Here is a 14,025-nt window from a genome sequence, read left to right on the forward strand (position 1 = left end):
CCACTTCCCGCCATGGAGGTAGCCTGCGCGGTTCAGGCTTCCGGGCTAGGCCCGGGCAGTTTTTCCGGGCAGCGCCAACTTGAAGACCTTGGCCCAGGACGAACCCACCTGCTTCAGCAGCGGACCGGTGGTGTACTTCAGGCCGTAGCGCTGGCAGATCTCGCGCACCCTGGGCGCCACCTCTGCATACCGGTTGGAGGGCAGGTCCGGGAAGAGGTGGTGCTCGATCTGGTGTGAGAGGTTTCCGGTCATGAGGTGCATGAACCTGGAGCCGGAGATATTGGCCGACCCGATCATCTGGCGCACGTACCAGTCACCGCGGGTCTCCCCGTCAACCATCTCCTCCGTGAAGGTGTCCGTGCCTTCCGGGAAGTGGCCGCAGAAGATCACCGCGTGGGCCCAGACGTTGCGGATGGCGTTGGCGGCGATGGTGCCGAACAGGGCCTGCTTGGCAGAACCTGTCAGCATGGCCAGGGCAGGGGTGGCGGCGTAGTCCTTGGTGAACTGGGTGATGACCTTCTTGCCCAGGGCCTTGAGGTCCTTGAGCAGGGCTTCCTTGGACTTGGTGCCTTCCTTGTACTCGGTCAGTTCGAGGTCGTAGATGGCAATGCCCCACTCGAAGACCGGCGCCAGGATGGCATTGAACAGCGGGTTGGCCAGGTTGATGGGCTTCCACGGCTGCTGCTCGTCCATGCGCAGGAGGTTGTATCCGACGTCGTTGTCCTTGCCCACGACGTTGGTCCAGCGGTGGTGGAGGTCGTTGTGCGTGTGCTGCCAGGACCGCGACGGCGTGACGAAGTCCCATTCCCAGGTGGTGGAGTGGATGTCCGGGTCGCGCATCCAGTCCCATTGTCCGTGCAGGATGTTGTGGCCCAGTTCCATGTTTTCCAGGATCTTGGCCAGGCTCAGCAGGGAGGTACCCGTAACCCAGGCGGCCTTGTTCTTGCCCACCAGCAGGGCGGCCCGGCCGGAGAGTTCCAGGCCGCGCTGGATCTTGATCATGCGGCGGATGTAGGCGGCGTCCTCCGCACCCCGCTTGGCCAGGATCTCATCCCGGATGGCGTCGAGTTCACGGCCCAGTTCCGCCACCTGTTCATCGGAAAGGTGCGCGGCTGCCGGCGGCCTGACGGTCGGGCTGCCCGATTCGGCCAGCTTGCCGGGACGAGTGCGTGAGGAGCCGGCGTTGGCACCTGCGGCGCTGGATTTGGTGGGTGAGATGACAGACATACGGTACTGCTCCTCAGAGTTCGAGGTTGACGGGTCCGGCGGCTGCCGAAACACACGTTTGGATCAGTTGGCCGGGTTCGCCATGGATTTCCCCGGTGCGGAGGTCGCGGACCTGCCCTGCGAGCAATGGCGTAAGGCAGCTGTGGCAGATGCCCATGCGGCAGCCGCTGGGCATCAGCACCCCGGCGTCCTCGCCGATGTCCAGGATGGGGGTGTCGCCGTCGGCTTCCACCTCCCGGTCGGAGGCTTCGAAGGTGACGAGTCCGCCGTCGTGCCCTACTCCGGCGTTGAACGTGGTGTTGAAGCGTTCGATCATCAGGTTGCCGGCATCTCCGGCCACCGCCACATCCGTGCCGGGGGCACGGGTGGTCAGCGCGGCCCGCTTCCACAAGGCTTCAGCGTCGTCCAGGAAGCTGTCCGGGCCGCAGGCGTAGGCCGCACGGTCCTTCCAGTCCGGGCAGATCTCGTCCAGCTCCTTGGTGCTGGAGAAGTCCATCCGGCCCTGTTCGCCGGTGTACCAGTGCGCCAGCCGGAAATTCGGGAACTGGTCAGCGAGTTCCGCCAGTTCCTCCCTGAACAGGCTGTCGGCGGCCGTGCGCGCGGAATGCACCAGCACGACGTCGGCATCAGGACGCCGCGGAACAAGCGTGCGGATCATGGACATCACCGGAGTGATGCCGCTGCCCGCGGTGATCATCAGGAGGGGGCGGGGGTGCTCTGGGAGCACGAAGTCACCCTGCGGCGGGGCCAGGAACAGGACGTCGCCGGGCTTGGTGGTGCGCACCAGGGTGCCGGAGACGGCGCCGACGTCGGTCACTGTAATGGCAGGGTCCTTGCCGGCGGGGGCGCTGAGCGAGTAGGAGCGCCAGTGGCGGACGCCGTCGAGTTCGACGCCGATCCGCGCCCATTGCCCGGCCAGGTGCGCTTTCCAGCCGCGGCCGGGCCGGAAGAAGATAGTGGCGGACTGGGCAGTCTCCTGGACTACCCGTGTGACCACACCGCGCAGTTGCCGTGCAGAGTAGACAGGGTTGAAAAGCGAGAGGACGTCCTCTGGCGATAGGGGGGTGGTGAGTACCGAAGCCGCTTGGGCCAGCTGTCGTAGCCGGATCATGCGTCAAAGCCTAGGGCGGCGCGAGCCATATTTCTCTCTCTCCGTCATATGACCGTTCAGCAGTCACAGTGTAGTTGGGGCGCGAAGCCCCCACACCGCACTTTAAGAGTAACGGTTCGGTATCGCAAAAGGTTCCCAGGGTCCTATCGGCTCCATCCCAGGGCCGGGGCCACGAACTGCACGATATTGCCCAGGAGCTTGGCGTTGAAGTCCACGCCCAGCTGGTTGGGAACGGTCAACAGCAGGGTGTCGGCCGCCTGCACAGCGGTATCGGCTGCAAGCTGCTCCGCCAGGAGGTCCGGTGCGCCCACGTAGCTCTTGCCGAACCTGGCGGTGAGCCCGTCGATGACGCCCACCTGGTCGCGGCCGTCCCGCAGGGCGCTCCCGGCAAAGTAGTAGTTGTCTTCTTCGTCCACGATGGGCAGGACGCTCCGGCTGACCGAAACGCGCGGGACATGTGCGTGTCCTGCCGCCGCCCAGGCTTCCCTGAACAGCTGGATCTGTTCAGCCTGGAGCTCGTGGAACGGAACGCCGGTGTCCTCCGTGAGCAGGGTGGAACTCATGAGGTTCATGCCCAGTTCTGCCGCCCAGACTGCCGTCTTCCTGGTTCCGGCGCCCCACCAGATCCGTTCCGCCAGTCCCGGGGACTGGGGCTGGACGGGCAGGAGTCCGGTGGCGCCGCCGGCGTACCGGGGGTCTGCCTGGGCAACGCCGGCTCCAGTGATGGCTTGGCGGAAGGCGGCGGTATGGCGCCGCGCCATGTCCGCATCCGTTTCCCCGGGTTGCGGGCTGTAGCCAAATGCTGACGCGCCTTCGCGGGCAGGTTCCGGTGAGCCGCGGCTGATGCCAAGCTGCAGCCTGCCGCCGCTGATGAGGTCCGCCGCCGCAGCTTCCTCGGCCATATACAGCGGGTTTTCGTAGCGCATGTCGATCACGCCCGTGCCGATTTCGATGCGGCTGGTCCGGGCGGCAATGGCGGAGAGGAGGGGGAACGGGGATGCCTGCTGGCGGGCGAAATGGTGGACGCGGAAGAACGCACCGTCCACGCCCAGCTCTTCAGCCGCTACCGCAAGTTCGATCCCCTGGAGCAGGGCATCGGCCGCTGTCCTGGTGCGGGAACCCTGGCCGGGTCCCCAGTGGCCGAAGGAAAGAAATCCGATGCGCTCCATACCTCCCCCAACCGTCCGGCAACCGGCTGCATTCCCGGCTGGCATGATGGCTGCGTGGGTATTCCGGGTGAAACGGTCAGTGTTTTCAAGACCATTGTGCTGTTCGTGCTGGCCGCTGCAGCCGAAATCGGTGGCGCGTGGCTTGTGTGGCAGGCCGTCCGTGAAGGGAAGGAGTGGTGGTGGGCAGGACTCGGCGTGGTTGCCCTTGGGGCCTACGGGTTCGTCGCCACCTTCCAGCCCGACGCCCATTTCGGCCGGATCCTCGCCGCGTACGGCGGGGTGTTTGTGGCCGGTTCCTTGGCGTGGGGCGTGGTTTTTGACGGTTTCCGGCCGGACAGGTGGGATATCGCGGGGTCCCTGGTCTGCCTGCTGGGCGTCGCCGTGATCATGTTCGCGCCCCGAAGTGGCAGTTAGCCGGCCGTCCTCCTAGAACATCGGCAGGACGAAGCCTCCCAGCAGCGCCACCGCCCCGATCGCGGTCAGGCAACGGCCCAGGACCGAGGCCGTCCTGCCGGCTTCCTCCGGGACGGTGGTCTGCCATTGCGTTGGGCGCTTGGGGTGGTAGTAGACGGGCAGTGTGTCCCCTACGGCCATGTCTCTGATGTCATAAGGGGACATGGGAGCGTTGTGGACCTGGTGCTTCCGGTCGAACCAGCGGAACCCCACCCCGGTGGAATCGGAGTACACCACGGCCTCAGCCACATCCCAGGGGTGCACGAAGCGGCGGAGGAACCCGGTGTAGAACAGCAGCCCGAGCCCCGCAGGCAGGCATAACCACGTGAGCACTTCCAGGATGGGACCTGCCATATCGAGCGCAGTGGGCATGAAGTTGATGGTACAGCCCGGGACTGGTGGCTTCAGCACCTACTACGTACGCTGAAGGAGACCGGACCGGAGTAAGGGGAAGCCATGAATGACCAGGATATTTTGACGCACATCCAGGCCCTTGTTGAAGAGGAGCACTCGCTGCGCGAGGGCTCGGGCCACGGGGAGGCGCCGGACCAGGCACGGCTCAAGTACGTTGAGGAAAGCCTGGACCAGTGCTGGGACCTGTTGCGCCAACGCCGGGCGAAGAAAGATTCAGGCGAAAACCCGAACGACGCCGAAGCCCGCCCCATCAGCGAGGTTGAGGGCTACCGGCAGTAGGCTCCGCCTGACTGCCCCCTGGTGCCCGGGTCAGCTTGACCCGGGCATCTGTTTCTATTCTCCAAACAGATTGAGTTCTTCCATGCGCATCGCAGTAGCCCAGATCATCAGCAGCGCCGACACCGCCGCCAACCTCGAACTGGTGTGGGACTACGCAGCCCAGGCCAAGAATGCCGGGGCGCAGCTGGTGGTGTTCCCCGAGGCGACGATGCGCGCCTTCGGCCACCCGCTCAAGGACATTGCCGAGCCACTTGATGGGCCCTGGGCCGGCGAGGTCCGCAGGATTGCCAGGGAGCTGGAGATCACCATCGTGGCGGGCATGTTCACCCCCGGGAAAGACGGCCGCGTCCGCAACACGCTGCTGGTCACCGGCCCCGGCGTGGACACTTCTTACGACAAGGTCCACCTTTTTGACGCCTTCGGCTTTACCGAATCCAGGACGGTCGACGCGGGGGAAGCACCGGTGACGTTCGAGCTTGACGGCACCGTGTTCGGCCTGGCCACCTGCTACGACGTGCGTTTTCCGGCACTGTTCACGGCGAACGCCAATGCCGGCGCGCAGGTGAACATCGTGTGTGCGTCGTGGGGAGCCGGCGAAGGCAAAGCCGAGCAGTGGGATCTGCTGGTCCGCGCCCGGGCGCTGGACAGCACCACGTTCGTGGTCGCCTGCGGGCAGGGCGATCCCGAGACCACGGGTGCAGGTCCTGCGGGAACAGCACCTACCGGCATCGGCCACAGCGCCGTTGTCACACCCCTGGGGAAGACGGTGGTAGCGCTTGGCGGCAAGCCCGAGCTCGCCGTCGTCGACATTGATCCCTCGGCCGTGGATGACGTGCGGGCCAAGCTGCCGGTGCTGGCCAACGCCCGCCGGTTTTAAACCGGTGAGGCGCCGTTCACGGCGTTGAAACAGAAGGCAAAAAGGCGCACGACGGCGGATCTCACCTTGGGCCTGCTGCGGAGCCTTGTTTTCCTTGGGAACCCAAGGGGGTGGCGTGCCCTGGACAGGGCGGGAGGGAAAGCGGCGTTTACATTCCTGAAACATACGCGATACGTGATCTTCACGCAGGAGCGATTTGTGTAACGTGCGCGCAACTTTAAGCGGCACTGGCTGAAACACATGGCGCCAAAAATGGAACCCGGGGGAAATGCCAAGGGGCCTTAGCGGTCCCGCACCTAGTTCACGTTGCGAAGGGACCCACCGGTGGAAATCACTGCCCAACACGTCTGGCTGATGATTTCGGCCGCCATGGTATTGCTGATGACCCCCGGGCTCGGTCTCTTTTACGGCGGTATGACCCGCGCCAAAGCTGCGCTCAACATGATCATGATGAGCTTCATCTCAGCAGGGATCGTCGGCGTCGTCTGGGTCCTCTGGGGCTACTCGATGACAACCGGCAACGGCATCATGGGACTCTTCGGCAATCCCTTCACCAGCTTCGGCCTGCAGAACCTGATCGGCTCCCCGGATCTTCTCAAGGCCGGTTACAGCGCCACCTTCGCCATCATCACGGTCGCCCTGATCAGCGGAGCCATTGCCGACCGCGCCAAATTCAGCGCCTGGGCCCTCTTCGTTCCCGTCTGGATCACCGTTATTTACTGCCCCCTGGCTTTCATGATCTGGGGTGGCGGCCTTATGAGCGCCGGCGGCGCCGTCACGGCAATGTTCGGACAGGTCATCGATTTCGCCGGTGGCGCAGTGGTGGAAATCAGCTCAGGCACCGCGGCGCTGGTACTCGCGGTCATCGTCGGGCAGCGTCATGGCTTTGCCAAGGACCCAAACCACCGCCCCCACAACATCCCGTTCATCATGCTCGGCGCGGCGATCCTCTGGTTCGGCTGGTTCGGGTTCAACGGCGGTGCCGCAACAAGCGTGGAGCAGGCCGGACTGATCTGGATCAACACCCTGGTTGCCCCTGCCGGAGCCATGCTGACCTGGCTGATCACCGAGAAGATCCGCCACGGCCACCCCACGTCCCTCGGAGCTGCCTCCGGCGTCGTCGCCGGCCTGGTGGCCATCACCCCGTCGTGCGCAAACATCAGCCCCCTGGCCGCCGTCGGCCTGGGCCTGGTGGCTGGCGCCGCATGCTGCATCTTCGTCGACCTCAAGTACCGCTTTGGTCTCGACGACTCTCTTGACGTAGTGGGCGTCCACCTGGGCGCCGGCCTTATCGGCACCCTGTCGCTGGGCCTGATCGCCCTTCCTGTCAACGGCCAGGGCGGCGGCCTCTTCTACGGCGGCGGCGTCCAGCAGCTCATCGCCCAGGCAGCCGCCGTCGTCATCACCCTGCTGCTGTCCGGCCTCGGCACGGCTGTCATTGCCGGAATCATCCACAAGACCGTGGGGTTCCGTGTCAGCCGCGAGGCGGAAACCGCAGGTGTGGACCTGTCCGAGCACGCCGAAACAGCCTACGCGTTCGGCGAGATGGGGTCCGGTTTCAGCACCCTGGGCCACATGCTGACCCACCACGCTGCAGCCCCCGTCCCCGCCGCTGCGGTCCGTGCCGAACAGCACGCCAAGGAAGACTCCTTCGCGTAAGTCACGGCCCTTTAGGTTCCGGTTGGACGGCGCCGGACAGCAAGGCCCGTCCAACCGGTGTCCACGCAGACACTAGTCCGCGAGGATCTTGTAGAGCGCGCGGCGCGTTTCGTCCATTTTCTCCATGGCAGCGGCACGCTGCTCCTCCGTAACACCCGCACGGAACTGATGGATGGCGCCCATCAGCTTGACTATGCTCTGGTGGAAGTCCCTGTCGGCACTGTCCGGTTCAGCATTCCAGGCGTTCTCCATCTCCTCGCCGTGTTCCGCCACGTAGGCTTTGCCGGCGTCCGTCAGGGCGAACTCCGTCCCCCGGCCTTCACTGAGCGCCTCAATCAGCCCCTCGTCCACCAACTGCTGCAGGGTGGGGTAAATGGACCCGGGACTGGGACGCCACATTCCGCCGGTCTTAGCTGCAATGGTCTTGATTAGTCCGTAACCATTGGATGGCGCCTCCGCCAGGAGGGAGAGGATGGCGGCGCGGACATCCCCCCGGCCAGCACGCCGGCCACCCCTGCCGAAGCCGGGACCAAACCCGGGACCGAACCCCGGACCAAACCCGGGCCCGAACCCGGGCCCGAACCCTGGGCCGAAACCGGGGCCCCTGTGTCCGTGCGGGCCCCTATGGCCCCTGCCCCGTTCAAAGCGGCCCTTGCCGAATTCCGGGCCCTGGCTCTTGTCTTCAAACATGCCTTTCATGGTGGCATCGTCCTTTCATTCGTCACCTAGTCGACGCTTCTTCAGCGATAGTTAACGATATGTCGTTAACTATCGCTTGTCTACGCCTTCCCGTGACCAAATCCTGACCTTTCCACATCTGGCTACCCCCTCGGCAGGAGCGTATTCTGATCGCACCTTCGAGGACGAGGGCTGAGGGATGGCGAAGAAGCGGAAGCGCAGGCATGGCTTCAGCGCGGCCCTGGGCAGGATCCTGGGGTTCCTGGCGGCCAGTGTGATGTGCGGGGTCCTGGCCGCCAGCCTGGTGGTTCCGGCCGTAGCGGCCGCGGGGATGGGCGTGAGTTCGTCCATTGGTTTCTTTGAGAGCCTGCCGGGGGACCTGACGGTCCAGCCGCCGTCGCAGGCGACGAAGGTACTCACCTCCGACGGACAGCAAATTGCCACCTTTTACGCGGAGAACCGCATAAAAGTGCCGCTGGACCAGATGTCGCCGTTTATCAAGGACGCCATCGTTGCCATCGAGGACAGCAGGTTCTATGAACACGCCGGCGTGGACCCGCAAGGGATACTGCGGGCACTGGTGTCCAATCTGACCAAGGGCGGCGAGCAGGGCGCATCCACCATCACCCAGCAGTACGTCACGAATGTCCTGAACGAGGCCCAACTCTCGCAGGACCGGCCGGATGCGGTGGTCCTGAACGGGCAGAAGAACATTGGCGACAAGATCCGCGAGATGAAGCTGGCCATCACCTTGGAGAAGAAGTACACCAAGGACCAGATCCTCGAGGGCTATCTCAACATTGTGTTCTTCAGCAACAACGCCTATGGGATTGAATCCGCTGCCCGCTACTTCTTCAGCATCAGCGCGAAAGACCTTACCCTTCCGCAGGCGGCCCTGCTGGCAGGTGTGGTCAACAGCCCCACCCTGTACAACCCGGTCACGAATCCTGACAAGTCCATCGGGCGGCGCAACCTGGTCCTGTCGGAGATGCTGCGCCTGGGAAAGATCACTCAGGCCCAGCACGATCAGGCTGTTGCCACCCCCATCCAGCTGAAGATCACGCCCCAGCAGCAGGGCTGCGCCTACGCGTCCATGGCACCCTACTTCTGTGACTACATCTCGCACCTGATCCTGAACAACCCCGCTTACGGGCCTACGGAAACGGATCGGGAGCGGCTGCTGTACCGTGGGGGCCTGACCATCGCCACCACCCTGGACAGCCGGCTGCAGGCCGCTGCCCAGGCCCAGGTGGACGGGACCGCAGGCGCAAACCCGGACCGGTGGGCGGCCTCCTTGCTAAGCATCCAGCCAGGCAGCGGCAAGATCCTGGCGATGGCCCAGAACACGGCGTTCCTTCCGCAACCGGGAAAGTTCGATACCAACCTGAACTTCAACGTGGATGCGAAAGACGCCCAAGGCAATGACCTGAACGGCGCGGGCGGGTTCCAGCCGGGGTCCACCATGAAGCCCTTCACATTCGCGGAATGGCTGAACGAGGGCAAGACCCTCACCGCTGAAGTGGACGCCTCCCGCCGGGTCTACCCGTTGGGGTTCCCCTGGAAGGACAGCTGCGGAAAGGTACTGGGCGCCTACAGCACCGCGCAGGCTAACCCTGCCCTTGGTGCCGCCGACGACCTGCAGAATGCGGAGGACGGCTTCTATCGGCCCATGCCCGTCAACTACGGCCTGTACAACTCGATCAACACCGCCACTTTCGCGTCCGCCTCACAACTGGACTTCTGTGGCATCCAAAAGATGGTGGACGCTGTTGGCCTGCACAGCGGCCTGGACAGCAGCCCGGTCAACATGCACCAGCTTGGCAACCTGCTGGGCGGCACGGGCGTCGCTCCCCTCACCCTGGCCAATGCCTTTGCCACCTTCGCCACCGAAGGCCGCTACTGCGCTCCCATCGCGTTGGTGAGCATTACGGATGCAGCCGGGGCCAAGCTGCCGGCCCAGGCTTCCGACTGCCACGACGCCGTCAAACCGGATGTGGCCCGTGGCGTCAACTCGGTGCTGCAGGACGTCCTGAAGAAGGGCTCGGGCGTCTGGATCAATCCAAAGGTGCAGGACAAGCTTCCCACCGCAGCCAAGACCGGTACCTCCAATAACAACGGTTCCACCTGGGTGGTGGGATACACCACCGGCCTGGTCACCGCTTCCTTCTTTGGAGACGCGCTGGAAGGCCAAAAACGGGCCGGACAGAACGTGACCATCAACGGCACCTTCTACCCGAGCCTGGACGGATACATGATTGCGGGCCCGCAGTGGGCCAACTACATGCTGAAGGTGGCACCGCTTTATCCCGCGTCCCCGTTCGCGCCACCTCCCGCTTCGATGATTGGTCCAAACCCCAATTACAGGCCATAGTCCCTGCGTCTGTGCCCCGCGCACGCCTGGCCCGCGCCGGAACTTAGCCGGCACCCCTCCACAGCCGCTTCCACCAGGTGCGCCGGGGCTCCGGTTCAGGAGGAACCTCCTCGACGCGGCCAGCCCTCCGGGTGCGCCAACGTTCCACTTCCTCTTCCACGTCACGGGTTTTGGTGATGACAGGCGGCCCGCCCTGAAGCTGCCGCCGGGCATCGATAACGCGTCGGTTGAAGTCCTGCAGGATGTCGCGAACCTGCTGTTCCGTGTACTGCGCGTCCAGCTTTGCGTCGAGTTCGGCGTCCTCGCCACGGAGCAGGATGGCGGCAGGCCCGAGCCCGCTGATGTTCTCCCGCTGGATCAGCCCCTTGACCCACCAGTCCGGATCGTAGCTCTCACCGAGGCCTGGAATCGGTTTGCCGGCGTATTTGAGGTTGTCGAACTTGCCCTGGGCCATGGCATCCCGGACCAGGTATTCGGCACGGGCGGCGTCGCTGACCTTCCGGCGCTTCTCCCGCTCCTGCGCGTCCAGGGCGTCCAGCGCCGCTTCCTCCTCAGCGCTGATGCCGGCACCGCGGTATGACCGCCGCTCCGCCGCCCGTTCGAGACGCTTTCGGAAATCCCCAGCGCCGGTACCCATATCCACCACCGCCTTTCCTCGCTTGAACCCACCTTCCAGTATTCAGCGGCGCCCCGGCGCGTTCAACGCCCAAGGTGGGGGACGACGGCGGGACGTCCCGCCGTCGTCCGCCCCCTGGCGCCGTGGCAAAGGTTAGTGGATGTTGCGCCGTCAGGCGTTGGCGTGCCCGGCGAGGATGCCGTCGATCTGGCCGACCGCTTCCTTAAGGCCTTCCTCCATGCCCATCTGCATCATCTGTTCCAGTTGCTCCTCCGACTCGAAGGTGGACAGGATCGTCATCCGGGTCCGCCCGCCTACGGGCTCGAGGGTGACGGTGGCGTGGCTGACGCCGAGTTCCCCGGTGGGGTTGCCATCGCTGTCCGCGAAGCCGTCATTGAACTGCAGCTCCCGCGGGGGCTCCAGGGAGGTAAATTCCCACCAGCCATGCGCCTTCTCCCCGTCGGGGCCGGTCATGTAATAGCCGGCGCGGCCGCCCGGGACGAAGTCGTGCTTGTAGAAGGTGGCGGGCCAGGTGGGCGGGCCCCACCAGCGCTCCAGCTGCCGCGGGTCTTCGAAGAGTTGCCAGACGCGGTCCACCCCGGCGTCGAATTCAGCAATGAGCGTGAGGGTCAGCGCTTCCGGATTCTTCTCCGTACTGATGACTGCCATGGCAATGCCTTCCTAATCTTCAGCGAGAATGTGGGCCATCCGGGCGGCGCGCTGCCGCCAGATGTGTTCGTATTCATCGAGCAGGCGGCGGGCTGTCTGCAGTCCTTCGTGGTTGCCGCGCACAATCTGCTCCCTTCCGCGCTTTTCCTTGGTGACCAGGGATGCGCGCTCCAACACCGCCACGTGCTTTTGGACGGCGGCGAAACTCATGGCGTAAAGGGCTGCAAGACCTGAGACGGAGTACTCACCTACAGTGACCCGGCGGACGATGTCCCGCCGCGTGGAGTCGGCGAAGGCCTGGAAAAGGCGGTCCAGTTGGGCCTCGCTAAGCTTTTCTACAACCATTTGGTTGCACGTTATTCCGCGGCTGGGTCTGTGTCAAGGGGGAACAGCCGGGACATTCGCAGGTCCGGCGCCGCCGTCGTTGCCGCCCGGGGCTACGAGTCGAAGTGCGTCTGGACGGGTGTGCCTGACAACTGCTCGATCAGCTCCTTGGCCACGTCCCGCAGCTTCCGGTTGCGGTTGCTGGACACCTTGGTGAGGATTTCCATGGCCTCTTCCTGGGAGCACCGGTTCTGCGCCATGATCACGCCGCAGGCAAGGTTGATCGCGGTCCTGCTTTCGAGGGCGGCTTCCAGGTCATCGGCGCGGTTTTGCGCAGTGTTGATACGCACGGAGAGGTGAAGCGTGTTGTGGGCGGCGGCAGCGAACCCCACCGCTTTGTCGTAGACGTCTGCCGTGAACGCGTGGGGCCTGGTGGCGAAAAAGTTCAAAGCGGCGCTGGCTTCCGACGTGATTTCCAGCGGCACGCCCAACGTACTGTGGACGTTGCTTTCCATCAGTTTCCGGTTGTACGTGGTCCACCGTGGATCCGTGGAGACATCGTCGATCATCACAGGGGTCATCTCACGAAGGGACCGGATGCAGGGGCCGTCACCCAGGGCCTGCTCAACAAGGTCCAGTTCCACGGCCCTGGCACTGCTGCCGGCTGCAGTAGCGGGTCGGCGCCGGAGTTTCAACGTTACCGCGCATTCGATGTCATCCCCCGCGCATTCAGAAACTGCTGCTGCCGCAAGCCCCGAGAGACCCGACAGGAACTGGACGGCATCCTCAGCGCCCACCAGAACCTCCTGGAGGTGCTGGACGGTCTCATTGTTGGCAGGATTCAGCATGGGGTTCACTATACGTACCACCGGCCGTCCGAGTCAGCGTCGCGGGGCGGGAGATGAATTTTTCGAGAGCCCGAAACGGTGACCACACCAGATACGGCGGACGTGGTGTGTCAACCGGAAGGGAACCAGGCCACCGCCTGCGGCTGCTTTTAAGGAGGCCGAGCCGGTTGCGCAGTCAGTAGCATGGGCCCTAGCTGAAGGCCGTGATCTCTCCGGAGCCGCGTTCGATGAGGTCCGTGGGCACGTCGATCACTTCGGAGGGCCTGGGTCCAGGCCGTTCGATCCGCGAGAACAGCTGGTCCGCGGCCAACCGGCCGATTTGGCTGGGGCGTTGGGCAATGACAGTCACGCCCGGGTCGAGGAGGTCGGCGAACTCGAAGTCGTCGAAGCCGACGAGCGCGATGCGGTGCTGCAGTCCGAGGCGCTGCAGCGCCCGGACCGCGCCGAAGGTGATGAGGTTCTTGCCGGCGAAGAGGGCAGTGGGCGGGGCGTCGGATTTCATGAGCCGGGCGACGGCCAGGCTGCTGGACTCCGAATCGCGCAGTCCGGGCAGGATCGGGCAGTCGGCGGCTTCGAGGCCCGCCCCGCGGATCGCATCGAGGAACCCCAGCCGGCGCTGCTGGGCGGTCCACAGGTCTTCACGGTCGAGCAGGAGGGCGATACGGCGGTGGCCGCGCTTTATCAAGTGCCGGGCCGCGATTGTGGCTGCGGTCCGACTGTCGGAGCGCACTGCGTCGACCGCGATCCCGCTCGGTTCCCGGTCCACGCAGACCACTGCGAGCCCCCGGTCGATCTCCGACTGCAGGTAGGCCTGGCTGGGGGCGATCGGCATGATCACGATGCCGTCGACACGGCGTCTCATCAGTGCGGCAACCGATGCGAACTCGCGGTCCGGATCCTCGTCGAGGCTCGAGGTGAAGACGGCGGAGCCACGGCGCGCGGCGACGTCTCCGATCGCCCGGCTTATTTCGGCCGCGAACGGGTTGGTCACGCTGCCCACGAGCAGCCCGATCGTATGGGTGCGCCCGTCTGACCTCCGCAAATTCCGCGCACCCAGGTCAGGCTCCCAGCGCAGCTGCGCCATTGCCTGCCTTACGCGCTCAGCGGTCGGCGCGGCCACGTTGGGCTCATCGTTGGCCACTCGGGAGACGGTCTTGGTGCCCACGCCAGCGAGACGGGCGACATCGCGGATCGTCGCGCGGCGCACCTCGGCATCGGCCGAACCGGAAGATAACGATGTCATAACAGCCCACTTTCTCTCGCCAACACTATCTTGCCAAACCTTGGGGTCGAGTCTACAAATAAGCGATGACATCGTTGTCAACGGCTT

15 protein-coding genes are annotated in these 14,025 nt (G+C 64.8%); 5 read left to right on the top strand and 10 right to left on the bottom strand.

Translation table 11 applies throughout. The features are described 5' to 3' along the window. Window positions 1-45: 45 nt before the first annotated feature. The 3 genes from VXJ37_RS09555 to VXJ37_RS09565 all read right to left on the bottom strand — a co-directional run bounded on the left by VXJ37_RS09555 (window position 46) and on the right by VXJ37_RS09565 (window position 3,507). The gene (locus VXJ37_RS09555; RefSeq protein WP_331322802.1) at window positions 46-1,227 is read right to left on the bottom strand and encodes a fatty acid desaturase family protein; all 1,182 of its coding nucleotides are present in this window, start codon (window positions 1,225-1,227) and stop codon (window positions 46-48) included. 13 nt (window positions 1,228-1,240) lie between these two features. Then, window positions 1,241-2,338: a ferredoxin reductase gene (locus VXJ37_RS09560; protein WP_331322803.1), complete on the bottom strand. Its 1,098-nt coding sequence runs from the start codon at window positions 2,336-2,338 to the stop codon at window positions 1,241-1,243. A 143-nt stretch (window positions 2,339-2,481) separates the two neighbouring features. Then, window positions 2,482-3,507, bottom strand: a complete 1,026-nt coding sequence (locus VXJ37_RS09565) for an LLM class flavin-dependent oxidoreductase (RefSeq protein ID WP_331322804.1) — start codon at window positions 3,505-3,507, stop codon at window positions 2,482-2,484. Window positions 3,508-3,561: 54 nt separating this feature from the next. Between VXJ37_RS09565 and VXJ37_RS09570 the strand changes: the two genes are divergently transcribed. Next, window positions 3,562-3,921, top strand: a complete 360-nt coding sequence (locus VXJ37_RS09570) for a YnfA family protein (protein WP_307304114.1) — start codon at window positions 3,562-3,564, stop codon at window positions 3,919-3,921. A gap of 12 nt (window positions 3,922-3,933) precedes the next feature. Here the strand turns inward: VXJ37_RS09570 and VXJ37_RS09575 are convergent, their stop codons facing one another. Beyond that, window positions 3,934-4,332: a hypothetical protein gene (locus VXJ37_RS09575; protein WP_331322805.1), complete on the bottom strand. Its 399-nt coding sequence runs from the start codon at window positions 4,330-4,332 to the stop codon at window positions 3,934-3,936. An 84-nt stretch (window positions 4,333-4,416) separates the two neighbouring features. Here VXJ37_RS09575 and VXJ37_RS09580 point away from each other — a divergent pair, with 84 nt between their 5' ends. The 3 genes from VXJ37_RS09580 to VXJ37_RS09590 all read left to right on the top strand — a co-directional run bounded on the left by VXJ37_RS09580 (window position 4,417) and on the right by VXJ37_RS09590 (window position 7,189). Then, window positions 4,417-4,653 carry a DUF2630 family protein gene (locus VXJ37_RS09580; protein WP_331322806.1) on the top strand — a complete coding sequence of 79 codons (237 nt, stop codon included), beginning with the start codon at window positions 4,417-4,419 and terminating at the stop codon, window positions 4,651-4,653. A gap of 82 nt (window positions 4,654-4,735) precedes the next feature. After that, on the top strand, window positions 4,736-5,530 hold the full coding sequence (locus VXJ37_RS09585; protein WP_331322807.1) for a carbon-nitrogen hydrolase family protein: 795 nt from the start codon (window positions 4,736-4,738) through the stop codon (window positions 5,528-5,530). A 324-nt stretch (window positions 5,531-5,854) separates the two neighbouring features. Next, window positions 5,855-7,189, top strand: a complete 1,335-nt coding sequence (locus tag VXJ37_RS09590) for an ammonium transporter (RefSeq protein ID WP_331322808.1) — start codon at window positions 5,855-5,857, stop codon at window positions 7,187-7,189. A gap of 72 nt (window positions 7,190-7,261) precedes the next feature. Here VXJ37_RS09590 and VXJ37_RS09595 read toward each other — a convergent pair whose 3' ends face one another. Next, window positions 7,262-7,888 (bottom strand): PadR family transcriptional regulator, encoded by a 627-nt coding sequence (locus VXJ37_RS09595; RefSeq protein WP_331322809.1) that lies wholly within the window; start codon window positions 7,886-7,888, stop codon window positions 7,262-7,264. A 178-nt stretch (window positions 7,889-8,066) separates the two neighbouring features. Between VXJ37_RS09595 and VXJ37_RS09600 the strand changes: the two genes are divergently transcribed. After that, window positions 8,067-10,238 carry a transglycosylase domain-containing protein gene (locus VXJ37_RS09600; RefSeq protein ID WP_331322810.1) on the top strand — a complete coding sequence of 724 codons (2,172 nt, stop codon included), beginning with the start codon at window positions 8,067-8,069 and terminating at the stop codon, window positions 10,236-10,238. Between the two features lie 43 nt (window positions 10,239-10,281). Here VXJ37_RS09600 and VXJ37_RS09605 read toward each other — a convergent pair whose 3' ends face one another. From VXJ37_RS09605 to VXJ37_RS09625, 5 genes are all read right to left on the bottom strand, one after another. Continuing rightward, window positions 10,282-10,875: a J-domain-containing protein gene (locus tag VXJ37_RS09605; protein ID WP_331322811.1), complete on the bottom strand. Its 594-nt coding sequence runs from the start codon at window positions 10,873-10,875 to the stop codon at window positions 10,282-10,284. Between the two features lie 150 nt (window positions 10,876-11,025). Next, a complete protein-coding gene (locus VXJ37_RS09610) occupies window positions 11,026-11,523 on the bottom strand; it encodes an SRPBCC family protein (protein ID WP_331322812.1) in 498 nt (165 codons plus the stop codon). Window positions 11,524-11,535: 12 nt separating this feature from the next. Next, window positions 11,536-11,868, bottom strand: coding sequence for an ArsR/SmtB family transcription factor (locus tag VXJ37_RS09615; protein WP_331322813.1), 333 nt, complete (start codon window positions 11,866-11,868; stop codon window positions 11,536-11,538). 92 nt (window positions 11,869-11,960) lie between these two features. Then, on the bottom strand, window positions 11,961-12,695 hold the full coding sequence (locus tag VXJ37_RS09620; RefSeq protein WP_331322814.1) for a GAF and ANTAR domain-containing protein: 735 nt from the start codon (window positions 12,693-12,695) through the stop codon (window positions 11,961-11,963). Between the two features lie 190 nt (window positions 12,696-12,885). Next, entirely contained in the window at window positions 12,886-13,938 is a 1,053-nt protein-coding gene (locus tag VXJ37_RS09625) for a LacI family DNA-binding transcriptional regulator (RefSeq protein WP_331322815.1), read from the bottom strand. Between the last annotated feature and the right edge of the window lie 87 nt (window positions 13,939-14,025).

It is taken from the genome of Pseudarthrobacter phenanthrenivorans, assembly GCF_036455295.1.
Classification (GTDB): domain Bacteria; phylum Actinomycetota; class Actinomycetes; order Actinomycetales; family Micrococcaceae; genus Arthrobacter; species Arthrobacter phenanthrenivorans_C.